The organism is Butyricicoccus faecihominis (assembly GCF_024462775.1).
GTDB lineage: Bacteria > Bacillota > Clostridia > Oscillospirales > Butyricicoccaceae > Agathobaculum > Agathobaculum faecihominis_A.
The window spans coordinates 78,468-93,735 of the sequence record NZ_JANGCE010000001.1 but is presented as its reverse complement, the minus strand read 5'-3'; the positions used below and the strand labels follow the sequence as shown (position 1 = coordinate 93,735).

Sequence of the window (15,268 nt, the reverse complement as noted above, 5' to 3'; positions counted from 1 at the left end):
TTTATGATGCTGCTCACCACCACCGAGACCTTGCCGGGTACGAAATTCACGATTTTAGGGTTAGTACGCGGCAGCACCGTACAGTGCAAAAACTTTGGACATGATTTCATGTCGGGCCTGAAAAATCTAGTCGGCGGCGAGATGGAATCCTATACCGAGCTGATGAACGAATCCCGCGACATCGCTACCGAACGGATGACCGCGCAGGCCGAACGCATGTGTGCGGACGCGATCGTCGGCGTGCGTTACCTTTCCTCCGAGATCGCGCCCGGCGCGGCCGAAGTGATGGCCTATGGCACAGCGGTAAAATTTGAAAACTAAATGACGGATAAACAAATAATGCCTGTTGCACTATAAGCAGCAGGCATTATTTTTATTTCAAACTTATTCTAGCTTTTTTAAAGATACCGCCGTACTTTAGCCATGTACTGTAGATACGCTTTTCCGTATTGCTGCACGCACCAGCGTTCTTCCGACCGAATGATCCAGTGCGCCGATATTTGAAAAAGAAGCACCAAAACAAACAGAAAAAGCGATCGCGTCAACAGCGCGCAGCCGATGAAAAACACGAAATACGCAACGTACATGGGGTTGCGGGACAGCCTATAAAGTCCGTTTTTGTGAAACCCGTTTTCCACAGGAGCTGCAAAATTCACGACCGACACCGCAAGCAGCAGCAAACCTACCGCATACATGGTCAGCCCTGTGGCAAATATCCACGTTGGAATGCGTTTGACCGAAAGGAAAAGTAGATAGAGCACGATCGCCGCATTGGAAATTTGGTAAATCCAATAGGCCGCTCTTTCTGTTTCCAGCAGCGGCGCAAAGTAGGCGGCGCGCTTCACCGCATCCTGACTGAGTCGGGATAAAAGCCCGAACCGTATCAGAAAAAAAGGCAGCAATAAAAAAACGCCCATGCGGTCACAGCTTTAAGATCTCGGACGGATGGCTCAGCTTATGATCCGCATCCAACGCGTCCGCTTCCTCGCAGCCCCAGAGCGCAAGGCCCGCCGTCACGCCGGCCGATCTGGCGCACGCCATATCATACCGGCTGTCCCCGATATAAACGGCTTCTTCGGCCGTGCCGCCCAAACGGCGCAGGCACTCGTGCAGCTCGTCCGGCGCGGGCTTAGGGTGGGCGACCTCGTCCGCGCAGACGACTGTATCAAAGTATTTTTCAAGGCCGAGCGGCTGAAAGCCCGCTTCGTATTGCGCGCGGGTGCGCGCCGTCACGATGCCGAGCTTCGCGCCCCGCGCCCGCAGCGCGCAAAGGGTTTCAATCACGCCTTCATACGGACTGATCTTATCCAGTTCCGCGTAGGCCAGCTGTTCCCACCGCGCGATCGTGCCCTCGATATCGGGCACCTGCAAAATGCGCAGCGCTTCCCGCCCCGGCATGCCAAAGGAGAAGCGCAGCTCCTCGAGTGTGTACTCCCTGCCCTGCTCGCGGAGCACCGTTTGGATGGCGTACTGGTCCACCTGCACGGTGTCGATCAGCGTACCGTCAATATCAAAAGCAAAGATTCGTTTCATAGTTCCTCCCCGGTCAGTCCGGCGGCAAGTTCGAACAATCCCTGTTCATAGTCGCTGTAAAAATCCCCGGAAAGAATCAGCTCCGGAACGGCCTGCGGCGGCAGCGTCTTTTCGCAGGCGCTGCGGATTCGTTCCAGCTTCCCCTCCAGCAGCGCATCCCGGTAAATGACGACGCGGTCCGGGTTGACCAGCGCCGCGTACGCGCGGATGACTTGCAAATAGTATGCCACCATATCCACGCCCGCAAAGTGCGTTTTGGCGTATTCCAGATTGTTTTTGATGGGCAGATAATGCAGCTCGCCCGCAAATTCGTTCGCGCCGCTCCAAACCCGGCCATCCAGCGCAAGGCTGGAGCCGATGCCGGTTGGCCCCAGATAAATACAGGCCACGGCGCGCGGTTTCTTTTTGCTTCGCGCGACGTGGCCGAGCGCCACCGCGTGCATATCGCGCTGCACCACGGCGGGCAGGCCCAGTTTTTCCTGTAAAAACGCTGCGAGGCTCACGCCCCGCAGCTCGGTCCGGCCAAACGTTTCGGTGACCGTGCCGCTTTTCAGCGTGCCGGACAGGCCGAAAGCGGCGGCGCCAAGCCGCGGGTAACGCGCCCGCACACACGTTAGCAGTGTGCCGATCGCTTGTAGGGTATCTCCCTTGCAGGCGGTTTCCTGCTCTTCGATCCGTCTGCCGTCCAAATCACTGACAAACCAGTGCAGCGTATCGGTTTCCAGCCGCAAACAAAGAAACAGCCGATATTCCGGGTCAAGCGCCACTTGCATGGCGCATCGGCCGCCTGTGGACGTGCCCGCGCCAAGCTCCCGCACCTCGCCTGTCCGTACCAATTCGTCTACAATGCGGCTGACCGTGGGAAAGCTCAGTCCGGTTAAACGGGCCAATTCATTTTTTCCAAAACGCTCGCCGCCGCGCAGCGCGCGGCGAAGCAGCCGGGTGTTTTCCTGTTTTAGTTTTCCGGCGTCCGCCATGCAAGCACCTCTTATTTACAAAGTTTTTAATAGTACTTTAATTTCTATGTTTACTATACCGCAGACGCGCTATCTTGTCAAGCAAAAAAGGGCTGTAAAAAAACTGTTACAAAATAGAAGAGTACCAAATGTCATTCTGAACGAAGTGAAGAATCTCGCGCGAACGCGCGTTCCCAGCGTAACTTCCGCGCGTTGGCACGAGATTCTTCGTCGCTTCGCTCCTCAGAATGACAAAATTGGTAGCATTCTTCGCTTTGCAACAGTTTTCTATTCATTTGTGGGAACTTATTTTGCTGCTTTTCGTATGACGATTTACTTGCTCCAGCCCGCCTTGGCGGCGCCTTGCTCAAACACGTCATGGAACGCCTTGACATTACCGGCAATATCGCCGCCGAACACGGCGGAACCGGCGACGATCACATCCGCGCCCGCCGCGACGATATCGGCGGTATTGGATAGCTTTGCGCCGCCGTCAATCTCCAACTCGCACGCATAGCCGTTTTTTTGAATTTCCGCGCGGACGGCCTTGATCTTATCCATGCATTCCGGGATAAAGCCCTGTCCGCCAAAGCCCGGCTCCACGGTCATAATCAGCACCATATCGCAGTGCGGCAGCAGCGGGAACAGCACGGAAGCATCGGTACCGGGCTTGATCGTGCAAGCCGCCTTCACGCCCGCAGCGCGGATCTTTTTGAGCTGCTCCAGCGTATCGCCGTTCGATTCGTAATGCACGGTGATGATATCGGAGCCCGCGGCGATAAAATCATCTAAGTACTGATCGGGGTCGGAGATCATCAGGTGCACGTCGAGCACCTTGTCGGTCGCCTTACGCAGCGCTTTGACGACCGGCGCGCCAATCGTAATATTGGGCACAAAGTGACCGTCCATAACGTCTACGTGGACATATTCCGCGCCCGCGTCGGTCGCGACCTTGATATCCCGCGCGAGGTTGGCGAAATCCGCCGAAAGGATGGACGGCGATAATTTGATTTCCATATTTTATATTCCTCCTGTGACCGCGCGGCCTTGCGCGGCATAATTTGATGGTAAGCGGCTCCCGGCGTCCGGCCGGCTCCGGGCCGCTTTTTTTAGATACGGGAGCGGCGCACGGGGCGGTATCGTCCCGCGCCCGCTCCCCTTTGACTTTATTATACACGTTTTCTTCATAATTTCAAAGGAATTTGTCTGCCTCACCGATTGATTTATAGAGGAAAAGCAGGTAGAATAAATATATTAGCGAAATTTGAGTTTTTATGATGAGAGGACTAAAGAATATGAGCGTTTTTCGTTGCTATTCCGAAAAAAAGCCCGGGTTTGATGTGGAAGCGCGCGGCCTGTGCCAGAGCCTGCGCGACCTTTTAGGCATTGAGCGGCTGACGCACGTGCGCACCCTGTGCCGGTACGATGTCGAGGGCCTTGCGCCGCAGCACTACGAACGCGCCAAGCGCATCGTCTTTTCCGAACCCATGGCCGATCTGTGCTTTGACGAAGACTTCGCGCGGCCGGAGGGCCCGCACACGATTCTTGCCGCCGAGCCGCTGCCCGGCCAGTTTGACCAGCGCGCGGATTCCTGCGCCCAGTGTATCCAGCTGCTGACCGGCGGCGACCGACCGCGCGTCGCGGCGGCCAAGGTCTACGTGCTGGAAGGCGCGCTCACGGCCGACGATCTCGACAAGATCCGCGGCTATCTCATCAACCCGGTCGACGCCCGCGAGGCTTCGATGGACAAGCCGAAAACGCTTTTTGTCGAATACGCGATCCCCTCTTCGGTCGCCTCGGTCACCGGCTTTACGCATATGGACGAAAACGACCTGCGCGACCTGCTGTCCGGCATGGGCCTTGCCATGGATCTGGACGATCTGAAATTCCTGCAAAGCTACTTTGCAAACGAGGAAAAGCGCGACCCGACCATCACCGAGGTGCGCATGGTCGATACCTATTGGTCGGATCACTGCCGCCACACCACCTTCCTGACCGAGATCGACGGCGTTCAGATCGACGATCCGATGGTGCAGCAGGCGTTTGACCGCTACCTTGCCGCCCGTGTCGAGGTGTACGGCGAGGAAAAGGCGAGCAAGCGTCCGGTCACGCTGATGGATATCGCCACCGCCGCGGCCAAGGTGCTGAAAAAGCGCGGCTACCTCAAAAATCTGGACGAGTCCGAAGAGATTAACGCCTGTTCGATCCGCGTCAAGGCGCTGGTGGACCAGCACTTCGAGGACTGGCTGCTGATGTTTAAAAACGAGACCCACAACCACCCGACCGAGATCGAGCCCTTCGGCGGCGCGGCCACCTGTCTGGGCGGCGCGATTCGCGACCCGCTCTCCGGCCGTTCCTACGTTTATCAGGCCATGCGCGTGACCGGCGCGGGCGATCCGACCGTGCCCCTTTCCGACACCCTTGCGCATAAGCTGCCCCAGCGCAAGCTGTGCCAGACGGCGGCGGCGGGTTATTCGTCCTACGGCAACCAGATCGGCCTTGCCACCGGTCTTGTGCATGAGATTTATCACCCCGGCTATGTAGCCAAGCGTATGGAGATCGGCGCGGTCGTGGGCGCGGCGCCGGCGGAAAACGTCGTGCGCGAAGTGCCCGATCCGGGCGATATCGTCATCCTGCTCGGCGGCAAAACCGGCCGCGACGGCTGCGGCGGCGCGACCGGCTCCTCCAAAAAGCACACCGACCAGTCGCTCGAATCCTGCGGCGCGGAAGTGCAGAAGGGCAACCCGCCCGAGGAACGCAAAATCCAGCGCCTGTTCCGCAACGGCGAGGTCACCCGCATGATCCGCCGCTGCAACGATTTTGGCGCGGGCGGCGTATCGGTTGCCATCGGCGAGCTGGCCGACGGCCTTGACATCGATCTGAACAAGGTGCCCAAGAAGTATGACGGTCTGGACGGCACCGAGCTTGCGATCTCCGAATCGCAGGAACGCATGGCCGTCGTCGTCGCGCCTGAAAATGCGGATAAATTTATCGCAGAAGCCGCGAAGGAAAATATCGAGGCGGTCGTCGTCGCGACCGTGACCGATCTGAACCGTCTGCGCATGACGTGGAACGGCGTGATGATTGCCGATGTTTCGCGCGATTTCCTTAATACAAACGGTTGCGCCAAGCATGTAACGGCTGAGATCGCACCCCTGCCCGCGCCTTCCATCGAGTGCGCGCCCGCGGGCGACACCATGCGCGACAAGCTGCTTGCGCACGCCGCAACGCTCGGCATTTGTCTGGAGCGCGGCCTTGTCGAGCGGTTTGACGGTTCGATCGGCGCCAACTCCGTCTTTATGCCCTTTGGCGGCAAATATCAGCTAACGCCCACGCAGGTCATGGCCGCCACGCTGCCCGCGCAGTCGGGTCAGTGCGCGACCGCCTCTGTCATGGCGTTCGGCTTTGATCCTTATTTCACCGCTGAAAATCCCTTCCTCGGCGCTTCGTGCGCGGTCATTGAATCGGTGGCCAAGCTCGTCGCGGCGGGCTGCGATTACGAGACCGCCTATCTCACCTTCCAAGAGTATTTTGAGCGTTTGGGACGCGATCCGAAGCGCTTCGGCAAGCCGCTTTCCGCCCTGCTCGGCGCGTATAACGCGCAGGAGGAGCTGTGCCTCGCGGCCATCGGCGGCAAGGATTCCATGTCCGGCTCGTTTGACGAGATGGACGTGCCCCCCACGCTTGTTTCCTTCGCGATCGCGCCGCAGGACGCGGGCCGGCTGATCTCGCCCGAATTCAAGGCCGCCGGGCATCCGGTCTACCTGCTTGACGCTTCCTACCTGCCGGACGGCTCGCCCGATTACGCGACGATCATGCAGATGTGGAACGAAGCCGCCGATCTGATCGCTTCCGGCAAGGCGGTTTCCGCTTGGGCGCTGTCCGTGGGCGGCGTGGCCGAGGGCGTGTGCAAGATGGCGCTCGGCAACCGCGTCGGCTTTGCGTTTGACGAGGGCTTCCCGGCGGAAGCGCTGTTCCTGAAAAACTTCGGCGGTATCCTGCTCGAAGCGACCGAGCCGCTGCCCGCCTGCTGGCTGGTCGGCCATACGACGGGCGACGAAGCGGTCTCCGCCTTTGGCGAGCGGGTATCGCTTGACGAATTGACCGCCGCCTTTGAGGGCAAACTGGAAAGCGTGTTTGCGACCAAGGCGCCCGCCGAGGACGAACACCTTCAAGCCGTATCTTTCGCTGCGCGCGGCGCCGCGGCGCCCGCCGTCAAAACGGCGAAGCCGCTCGCGGTCATTCCGGTCTTCCCCGGCACCAACTGTGAGTACGACACCGCGCGCGCCGTGGAAAACGCGGGCGGCGCGGCGGAGGTCATCGTCGTGCGCAACTATTCGCCCGCTGCTCTCGCCGAGTCGGCCGAGCAGCTGGAGCAGGCGATCCGCCGCGCGCAGATGGTCATTCTGCCGGGCGGCTTCTCGGGTGGCGACGAACCCGACGGCTCGGGCAAGTTCATCGCCTCTTTCCTGCGCGGTCCCGGCATCGAGGATGGTATCCACGAGCTGCTCCACCGGCGCGACGGCCTGATGCTCGGCATCTGCAACGGCTTCCAAGCGCTCATCAAGCTCGGCCTTGTGCCTTACGGCGAGATTCGCAGCGAAATGACGCCGGACGATCCGACGCTTACCTTTAATCTAATCGGCCGCCACCAGTCGCGTTATGTGAACACGCGCGTGGCTTCGGTCAAGTCGCCTTGGCTGTCCTCCTGCGAGGTGGGCGAAATGCACGCGATCGCCGTTTCCCACGGCGAGGGCCGCTTTGTCGCGCCGCAGCATGTGATCGATGAGCTGATCGCAAACGGACAGGTCGCGCTTCAGTACGTCGATGCGATGGGCAAGCCCTCCATGGACATCGCATGGAACCCGAACGGTTCGATGTGCGCGATTGAAGGCATTACCAGCCCGGATGGCCGCGTGCTGGGCAAGATGGGGCACACCGAACGCTACAGCCCGTTTGTCGGCCGCAACATTTACGGCAACAAGTATCAGCCGATCTTTGAAAACGGCGTAAAATACTTTAAGTAAAGAGAGAGGCTGTAAAAAACCTGTTGCAAAATAGAAGAGTACCCACATGTCATTCTGAACGAAGTGAAGAATCTCGCGCGAACGTGCGTTCCCAGCATAAATTTCGCGCGTTCGCGCGAGATTCGCGCTCATTAAAATGCCACCAAGCGGCAGATTAAGGATAGCAGACTACGGTCTCGTCGCTTCGCTCCTCAGAATGACAAAATTTGTGAGAACTTATTTTACAGCCCCGACTATGAACCCGTAAATTAAAGGAGCGCTGCAATTTGTACGAGCATAAGGTCCAATATTATGAATCGGACGGTATGGGCATCACACACCACTCCAACTATATCCGCTGGTTTGAGGAGGCGCGGGTGGCTTTGCTGGAATACCTCGGCTATCCTTATGAGGAGATCGAGCAGCAAGGGATCGGCAGCCCGGTGTTAACGGCAAACGCGTCCTACAAGGCGTCGACCCGTTTCGGGGATGTGGTGCAGGTCGCCGCGCGCGTCACCGGTTACACCGGCGTTAAGCTTTTCCTCGCCTACGAGGTGTATAACAAAGCCACCGGCATCCTATGCTGTACCGGCGAGACCAGCCATTGCTTTACCGATCGAACGGGCAAGCCCGTGGCGCTCCGCCGCGTTTGGCCGGAACTGCACGAGGTATTTGCAACCGCCGCGCAAGCAGAATCTTAAGAAAAAGCTGCCCTCCTTTTAGGAAGGGCAGCTTTTTTTGATGTATTTCTCTTTTACGGGGCCGCTACATCTTCTTTGACTGCGGTCTTATCCGAGGCCGGCGCAGCCTTTTTCGCCTGCTTTGCCAGTTGTTCCATTTCCTTGTCGACCGTACCGTTCATCATCCGCCATACGCAAACCACGGCGAGGATGGTGAACAGGAAAATGGGCAAAGCGTAAACAATGCTCATGTTTTGCAGCGAAGTGGTGCCGCTGGTGCCGAGGCAGAACAGGCACAGGATCGTGGCGCCGCCGGACAGCAGGCCCCAGAACACCTTGATCAGCACAGGCGCTTCATCCTCGGTGATATTCTTACAGGTCATCGTGGCCATGGTGCCTGTCATGGCGTCGGCCAGCGTGATGAAGGAGAAGAACAGCGCGAGAATGACGATGGGAATGGTGATTGATTTCAAGGGCAGGTGCCCCAGCAGCGCGTAGTTGGATACCGGGAAGCCCATTTCATTGATCGTGCCGATGATATTGGCATTATTGAAAGCATCCTGATAAATGGCGTTGCCGCCAAAGGATACGAACCAAAGCACCACAAAGGTGCCGGGCACCAAAATATTGACCAGCAGGAACTGGCGAATGGTGCGGCCGCGTGATATCTTTGCGAGGAACAGGCCGATCAGCGGCGCGTAAGCCATGATCCAAGCCATAAAGAATACGGTATTGCCCCGGCTCCAGCCGTTGCCCACATCAAACGCGTCGGCGTTCAAAGCCGTGCCAATAAAGTTGTTGATGGTGGAACCCAGCACGTCCACCGTCATATTCAGCTCAAACACCGTCGGGCCGGCAAGGAATAGAAACGCGATCAAGGCAATATAGATATAGGCGTTGACGTTACTGATAATCGCCATGCCTTTCTTGATCCCTCGTCCGCTGGACACGGTATAGCTGAGGGTCACCACTAAAATGGTGGCCACAAAGATCAGGTTGCTGGGCTTGATGCCAAATACATAATCCAGTCCGGAAGCGAACTGCTGCACGCCAAAGCCCAGAGAGGTCACCATGCCGCCGATCAGGGCCAGCAGGCACAACACGTCGATGACTTTGCCGATCGGTCCGTAGATCTTATCCTTTAAAACCGGATAAAGGCCGGAACTCGGCCGCGGCGGCAGGTTATGGTTGTATACCATATACCCCACTACCAGACCCCAGAAGGTAAAGATGCCGTAGTAGACGTAACCCCAGTGGAACGCGGCGATCTGAATGCCGCGCACCGCGGCGGCGGCGGTTTCCGCCTCCAGCCCGGTGAACGCGGGCGGATTGTGGAAATATGTCAGCGGCTCGCCCACGGCGTAGAATACGACCGCGGTGGCAATGCCGCAGCAAATGGTCATTGCGCACCAAGTAAATACATTATGCTCCGGTTTGGCTTCTTTGCCGCCGAGTATCTTCTTGCCAAACGGTGTGACGCAAACGAACAAGCAGAAGAAAATCAGGAACGCGGAGCATAGCAGATAAAACCAGCCAAAGCTCTTGGTGGTCGCATCGTAAAGCAGCAGCATGAGTTCATTGAACTTATCAAGGAATAGAAACCCGAACAGGATCATCGCAATTAAAACGATCGCGCCGGGAATAAAGATACCCTTTTCGATTTTTATTTTTTTCTTACCCATTACATACCTCATTTTGCGGTTTACACGAAGCCCAAGCGCCCCTTGGGAACCTAACTGATACCTAGGGGCGCTTTGGGCCGTGTAATTTTCTATTGTGATCAACAAGAAACAGTTTTCGCTGTTGGCCCAAATGATAGTTCTCACGCTTGTGAGCCGGTGTATGGTATACCGCACCGCTCATGATAAGGTGTAGGTAATATGCTTATAAAGAAAGCTTCGGTTACAGGAGCGCGGGGTCGATGATCAGGTTTCCCTTGGCAAAGCGGTCGATCGAATGGGTTTCCATGGGCAGAGTGGTCTCTATCCCCACCGCGCATTCAGCCGCTAGGATGCCGATCGCCGGAGCGAACATGGTGCCCTTCGTGCAGCCCAAGGCACAGATGAACCCTTCCACTTCGGGAACCGCGCCGACGACCACGCCGTGGTCCGGGCAGTTGCCGTACTGGCCCGCCCAGTGTCGGACGATGCGCACATTCGCCAGCGCGGGTACCTGCGCGATGATACGCTTGGAGAGCTCTTCGAGGAACTTCCATTCCGGCTGGAAATCGATAATGCCCGCTTCGACGTCGGGATCCGACCAGCCCATCAGGAAGCCGCCGTGCTTGACCTGCGTAATGTACGTGCCGTATTTGTAAAGTGAATAGATCATGGGCGCGCGGATATATTCCAGCGGCTCCGTGACCACGATCTGGTGCTTTTCGGGTTCCACCGGGATGGATACGCCCGCCATGCGGCCGATAAACTTGCCCCATTCACCGGCGGCGTTGACAACGCAATCCGTGGCAATTTCGCCCTTGTCGGTCACAACGCCCTTGATCTTTCCGTTTTCAATCCGAAAACCGGTCACGGATGTGTAGTTGTTGAACTCGACCCCACGGTCTTCCGCGCCCTTTTTGTAGGCCAGCGCCAGCTTCATGGGGTTAATCACGCCTTCACCGGTGCAGTAAGAGCCTGCCAGAACCTCGCCCACCTCCAGATACGGGGCGGTTTCTTTACACTGCTTTTGATCCAGCACATAGGAATCGATACCCATGGCGCGCTGCATCGCCACATTGTATTTCAGGCTTTCGACCTGTTCGGGGGTGTAGGCCGGCAAAAGATAGCCGTGCTTGTCGATCTCCAGATCGCCAAAGCCGGTCTCTTCACCGAGAACATCGAATTCAGCGGTGGAGAGCAGGGCCAGCCGCAGGTTGGATTCCGTGGCAAACTGCTGCCGGAACTGCGCCGCGCAGCGGCCCGAGCCACCGAAGGGCGTATACTGCTGCTCTACAACTACTACGTTTTTTACACCCAGCTTTGCCAGATGGTAGGCGACCGATGTGCCGGCGTTACCGCCGCCGATCACCACTACGTCAGCGGTCTTTCTCACGTCTCGTCACCTCCGATGCTCTCATAGATCTGGCCCAGCGTGATGGGCTTGATCGGAATACGGCTGACGGGTACATCCACCTCGTCCACCGTCTTATGTAAATAGTTGGCGATCTCCTTCGCGATCATTTCCTTGCAGGTGCGTCCTTGGCAGGGGCCCATTGTACAGCGGGATTTCTTTTTGATCTCCTGCATCGACGTCATGCCCTCGTCCAGCATTTTATGCAGGTCGGCCAGCGTCAGGTTTTCGCAGCGGCACAAGATGATTTTGCTTTCATCCATTACGGTTCCTGCCTCCTTTCATTCGCAGCGGATATTGCGCGCGTCATAAATGAGCTCCGCCGCAACCCGCATGGTGATCACGTTGGTGTGGTCCAGCTTGGGAGAATGAAGGACACGGACGATCTCCGCCTGTCCGACCACGGCGCCGTCGCGGCCAAGGGCCTGCACGATAGCGCCCTTTTCCGGTACCGGCAGCATTTCATAGGGGAATGTGATATCAATCAGTCCGTTTCCCACGGTTTCGTTGATCACGAAGCAGGCCAGACCGGGGCAGCGACTGACGCAGCTGCCGCAGCCCGTGCAGTCGTCATATTCGCAGATGGGGCATTCGTTCAGCGAACCCATCTTGACGGCGTGGCAGGGGCAGCTTGTGCTGCAGGGATTGCACGGAATTTCTTCATAGCACTCCATCACCGCGTAGGGGCCTTTCGCCCTCCGCTCGGCGGAAGGAAGAAGCTTTTCAAACATTTCACGGCTTGCAATGCCGGTGCTCTCCAATGTTCCAGTCAATTTTGTTCCCTCCCCATCAGTTCCAGTCCATCACGAATCTTCTTGCCGGTTTTGCCGGAACGGAGAATGCTGAGCTGCTCGATCCACTCGTCGCGCTTGGCGAGCATCTCCGGATGGTTCATCCCCGTGGCGATCGCGGCGGACAGGCCTGCGATGCTGCCCTCGATCATGGCGGCGGTGGCCTCCTCGATGCAGGATACGTCGCCCGCCACATATACGCCGGGCGCGGTCGTTTCGAGCGTGTCGTCCCGTTCCGGCACGAAGCCGCCCAGCTGCGGGATATAATGCATTTGCGCGCCGGTCTGCGATACCAGCTCGCTCAGCGGAGCCAGACCGACGGACAGACAGATGGTGTCCACCTCGATCTCGCGTTCGGTGCCCGGAACGATCTGGAACTTATCGTCCATATCCGCCAGCACGGCGCCGGTGACATGGTTGCTGCCGAGCGCGGATTTGACCGTGGTTTTTGTATAGATCGGCACGCCCATACGGCGAACCTTGGAAGCGTGCACCTTATAGCCGCCGATCCGGGGCGCGGCCTCAACGATCGCTACAACGTTCACACCGGCCTGCAGCAGCTGATAGGTCACGATCAGGCCGATATTGCCCGCGCCGATCATCAAAACCTTTTGTCCGGGCTGTATCCCGTAAACGTTCATCAGCGTCTGTACCGCGCCTGCGCCGTATACGCCGGGCAGGTCGTTGTTTTCAAATAACAGCATTTTCTCCGCGGCGCCGGTGCTGACCACGATCTTTTCCGCCGTCATGCGGCCGTACTGGTCGCCTTCTTCATAGGAGATGACACGGTCGGAATAGATACCCAGAACATCGGTATTCACCTTGACCTCGATCCGCGGATTTTCCGTGATCTGCTTGCGAAGCTGCTGCACGATCTCGATGCCGCGCGTGCCGGCCTTTTCCCGTTCCGATCCAAAAAAGCGGTGGGTCTGCTTGATCAACTGACCGCCCAATTCACCCCAGCGATCCATAATCGTCACACGGACGCCGGCATCGGCGGCGGCAAGCGCTGCGCTCATCCCGGCGGGGCCGCCCCCGATCACTACAACGTCTGAAAATTTCATGTCATGCTACCTCCCATCAACGAGCCGTTGCCCTGTTGCAGTTTTACGACCATTCCACTTTTAAGAGGTTCGACGCAGACGCGGACATTAGGAACACCGTCGACTTCCATCAAACAGGACGAGCAGTTACCGATGGCACAGAAAAAACCTCTGGGACGTCCGTGGTGCTCGCGCAGTTCACGGACTCCATTCGCATGGAGCGCCGCCGCAATCGGCTCACCTTCCGTACCAACCAGAGTGCGACCTTCAAAAGTGAATTCGACCTCCTGTCCGTGCTGGAATTCCAATACAGGATGTTCTGTGATTCTCATGTTTGTCCCTCCTAGGCGCTGTGTTATCTCAAGCCGGCCGGCTGAGTATAACCCGCAATATTATGTTGTCTATCATTCGGACGCTGCTCATCTGAAAAAAATCTTGTTCCATGTTTTTTAACATAGGCTCGCTCTATGTCATGCCGTACCCGCTCCCTTCCCGATCGTTTTTATATGCAAAGCCGGTCGTATGGCGGAAAGTTTGCCATGGCCTCTGGATCGGCTTTTTGCACGAAATACTGCGGTTGTTCTTGAAATCTAGTTTAGCATGTTACACAATGGAACAGTCAATTCCAAATTGTTTCTGCACCGCTATGGCAAAAACAGATGATTTCATTCTCGTTTCATTGTGCAAACTAAACATATTTCGTGCTGCAAAGCCACTTTTTCTGTCAGGAGTTCTTTTCCGCTACTGTTCCGCGATGGAACGGTTCGCGATTTTTGGCGGCAACGAAAACGATCGGTCGACAAGAGCGCCGGTTGCTGTTTGTTCCGCGGCGGCCTATGTGCGGCAGCCGCCGCTTTTGTGATACGTTATCAATAAAAAAATCCGTGGTAATCAGCAGTTACCACGGATTTTTTATCGATCCGATGACTGTGCGGGTTTTTCCCTGCGGCGTTTAAAAACTATGGATCTCGCCAATCCGCAGAGCGCGTAAAAGGGCCGGTACGCCGCGGCGCCGCGTCTGTAAAGTATTCCATTGCGGAACGGTGCTCACAGGGGCAAAAAAACGATAACACGGGCTTTTCTCCGGAAAGTCTGTACACTATGCATAAAATCATCTTCTCAAACTCATACGTTTTTGCCCCATCAATGCATAAATAATTTGTGGTTGACTGTTCCATTGCGTCACACATTACAATACAACTGAAGAAAGAAAATGAACACGAACCCCCGAACGCATGCTGATAAGGAGGCCGGATCATGAACAATACACTGGATTGTCACCTCTATCATGAGTGCTATGGAGAGCATGCGCACGGTTATCCGCAGATTCTGATCCCGCTAGAGCAGCCGCTGCATATATGGATCGGGTCGGAAGAATACGAGGTAACGCCCAAGGAGCTATGCTTTATCCCGCCGGGATTGCTGCACCGCTGTGATTTTTCCGGACTGTTGCAAGTGATCAATATACCAAAGGATGAGCCTGAACTGAAAAACCACGTATTGCTATCCTATCCGCTCATCGTTGCCATCCGGGATCAGATCACGCAATTAGTCGAGCTGATACAAACGGAGCTCAAGCAAAACCCGGAGAGCCGGTCGGTGCACCATCTTTACAGCTATCTGTATAGCAAGCTGATGGGCAACTGCGCCTCTCCTTCCATCCGCTATATCAGCGAATTCTATCATTTGCCTATCACGATCAGCCAGCTTGCCAAGATCGAAAGCTATAACGCGACCTATTACAGCGATTGGTTCAAGCAGCAAACAGGCTTCTCCCCCAGCATTTACTTGCGCTATATCCGTATCAACCGGGCGAAAGAGCTGCTGGAAGGCATGAATTACAGCGTGATGGACATCGCCATCATGGTTGGATACAGCAGCAACGCGACCTTCACCCGCGCGTTCCACAACATTACAGGCATGACGCCAAAGGCCTATCGGGAGCGCGCCTGCGCCAAACGGCAAAACAGACCGGACGCGCCGGCCGAGTTTGAAGCGCAAGGACTAAGGCGAACCACAGGCTAACAGGAGCACCATCATAAATACGGTTTTATCAGGAACCCACACCCTGAGCAAACCATTTTTATGCGAAAAGATGTAGGAAAGGAGGCAAACCGCGAATTTTCCAAGCAGGCGGCTTCGGCAGCCGAAAGGGAAAATTGGAACAGTTGTTGCAAGCGCTAAAGCGCA

General features: G+C 56.6%; 15 protein-coding genes. 5 read left to right on the top strand and 10 right to left on the bottom strand.

The window, feature by feature from the left end:
• The first annotated feature begins 6 nt into the window (after positions 1–6).
• Entirely contained in the window at positions 7–321 is a 315-nt protein-coding gene (locus tag NE562_RS00465; RefSeq protein WP_280960647.1) for a YbjQ family protein, read from the top strand.
• A gap of 77 nt (positions 322–398) precedes the next feature.
• On the opposite strand, the gene NE562_RS00460 is transcribed toward NE562_RS00465, so the two are convergent.
• The 4 genes from NE562_RS00460 to rpe all read right to left on the bottom strand — a co-directional run bounded on the left by NE562_RS00460 (position 399) and on the right by rpe (position 3,506).
• A complete protein-coding gene (locus NE562_RS00460; RefSeq protein WP_280960419.1) occupies positions 399–917 on the bottom strand; it encodes a methyltransferase family protein in 519 nt (172 codons plus the stop codon).
• A gap of 4 nt (positions 918–921) precedes the next feature.
• Positions 922–1,533: an HAD family hydrolase gene (locus NE562_RS00455; protein WP_280960418.1), complete on the bottom strand. Its 612-nt coding sequence runs from the start codon at positions 1,531–1,533 to the stop codon at positions 922–924.
• Positions 1,530–2,510: an ROK family protein gene (locus NE562_RS00450; RefSeq protein ID WP_280960417.1), complete on the bottom strand. Its 981-nt coding sequence runs from the start codon at positions 2,508–2,510 to the stop codon at positions 1,530–1,532. The genes NE562_RS00455 and NE562_RS00450 overlap by 4 nt, the downstream gene beginning before the upstream one ends.
• A gap of 312 nt (positions 2,511–2,822) precedes the next feature.
• Positions 2,823–3,506 (bottom strand): ribulose-phosphate 3-epimerase, encoded by a 684-nt coding sequence (rpe, locus tag NE562_RS00445; protein WP_280960416.1) that lies wholly within the window; start codon positions 3,504–3,506, stop codon positions 2,823–2,825.
• Positions 3,507–3,784: 278 nt separating this feature from the next.
• Here rpe and NE562_RS00440 point away from each other — a divergent pair, with 278 nt between their 5' ends.
• On the top strand, positions 3,785–7,516 hold the full coding sequence (locus NE562_RS00440; RefSeq protein WP_280960415.1) for a phosphoribosylformylglycinamidine synthase: 3,732 nt from the start codon (positions 3,785–3,787) through the stop codon (positions 7,514–7,516).
• Between the two features lie 266 nt (positions 7,517–7,782).
• The gene (locus tag NE562_RS00435) at positions 7,783–8,196 is read left to right on the top strand and encodes an acyl-CoA thioesterase (RefSeq protein ID WP_280960414.1); all 414 of its coding nucleotides are present in this window, start codon (positions 7,783–7,785) and stop codon (positions 8,194–8,196) included.
• Positions 8,197–8,249: 53 nt separating this feature from the next.
• On the opposite strand, the gene NE562_RS00430 is transcribed toward NE562_RS00435, so the two are convergent.
• The 6 genes from NE562_RS00430 to NE562_RS00405 form a co-directional block, all read right to left on the bottom strand.
• Positions 8,250–9,857: a BCCT family transporter gene (locus NE562_RS00430; protein ID WP_280960413.1), complete on the bottom strand. Its 1,608-nt coding sequence runs from the start codon at positions 9,855–9,857 to the stop codon at positions 8,250–8,252.
• Between the two features lie 220 nt (positions 9,858–10,077).
• Complete coding sequence (locus NE562_RS00425) at positions 10,078–11,226, bottom strand: NAD(P)/FAD-dependent oxidoreductase (RefSeq protein ID WP_280960412.1); 1,149 nt, start codon at positions 11,224–11,226, stop codon at positions 10,078–10,080.
• Positions 11,223–11,507: a (2Fe-2S)-binding protein gene (locus NE562_RS00420; protein WP_280960411.1), complete on the bottom strand. Its 285-nt coding sequence runs from the start codon at positions 11,505–11,507 to the stop codon at positions 11,223–11,225. The genes NE562_RS00425 and NE562_RS00420 overlap by 4 nt, the downstream gene beginning before the upstream one ends.
• 18 nt (positions 11,508–11,525) lie before the next feature.
• A complete protein-coding gene (locus NE562_RS00415; protein ID WP_280960410.1) occupies positions 11,526–12,017 on the bottom strand; it encodes a 4Fe-4S ferredoxin in 492 nt (163 codons plus the stop codon).
• A complete protein-coding gene (locus NE562_RS00410; RefSeq protein WP_280960409.1) occupies positions 12,014–13,099 on the bottom strand; it encodes an NAD(P)/FAD-dependent oxidoreductase in 1,086 nt (361 codons plus the stop codon). The genes NE562_RS00415 and NE562_RS00410 overlap by 4 nt, the downstream gene beginning before the upstream one ends.
• A complete protein-coding gene (locus tag NE562_RS00405) occupies positions 13,096–13,410 on the bottom strand; it encodes a (2Fe-2S)-binding protein (RefSeq protein WP_280960408.1) in 315 nt (104 codons plus the stop codon). The genes NE562_RS00410 and NE562_RS00405 overlap by 4 nt, the downstream gene beginning before the upstream one ends.
• A 314-nt stretch (positions 13,411–13,724) precedes the next feature.
• Between NE562_RS00405 and NE562_RS00400 the strand changes: the two genes are divergently transcribed.
• Positions 13,725–13,940, top strand: coding sequence for a hypothetical protein (locus tag NE562_RS00400; protein ID WP_280960407.1), 216 nt, complete (start codon positions 13,725–13,727; stop codon positions 13,938–13,940).
• A gap of 395 nt (positions 13,941–14,335) precedes the next feature.
• Positions 14,336–15,103, top strand: a complete 768-nt coding sequence (locus NE562_RS00395; RefSeq protein ID WP_280960406.1) for a helix-turn-helix transcriptional regulator — start codon at positions 14,336–14,338, stop codon at positions 15,101–15,103.
• Positions 15,104–15,268: the final 165 nt, after the last annotated feature.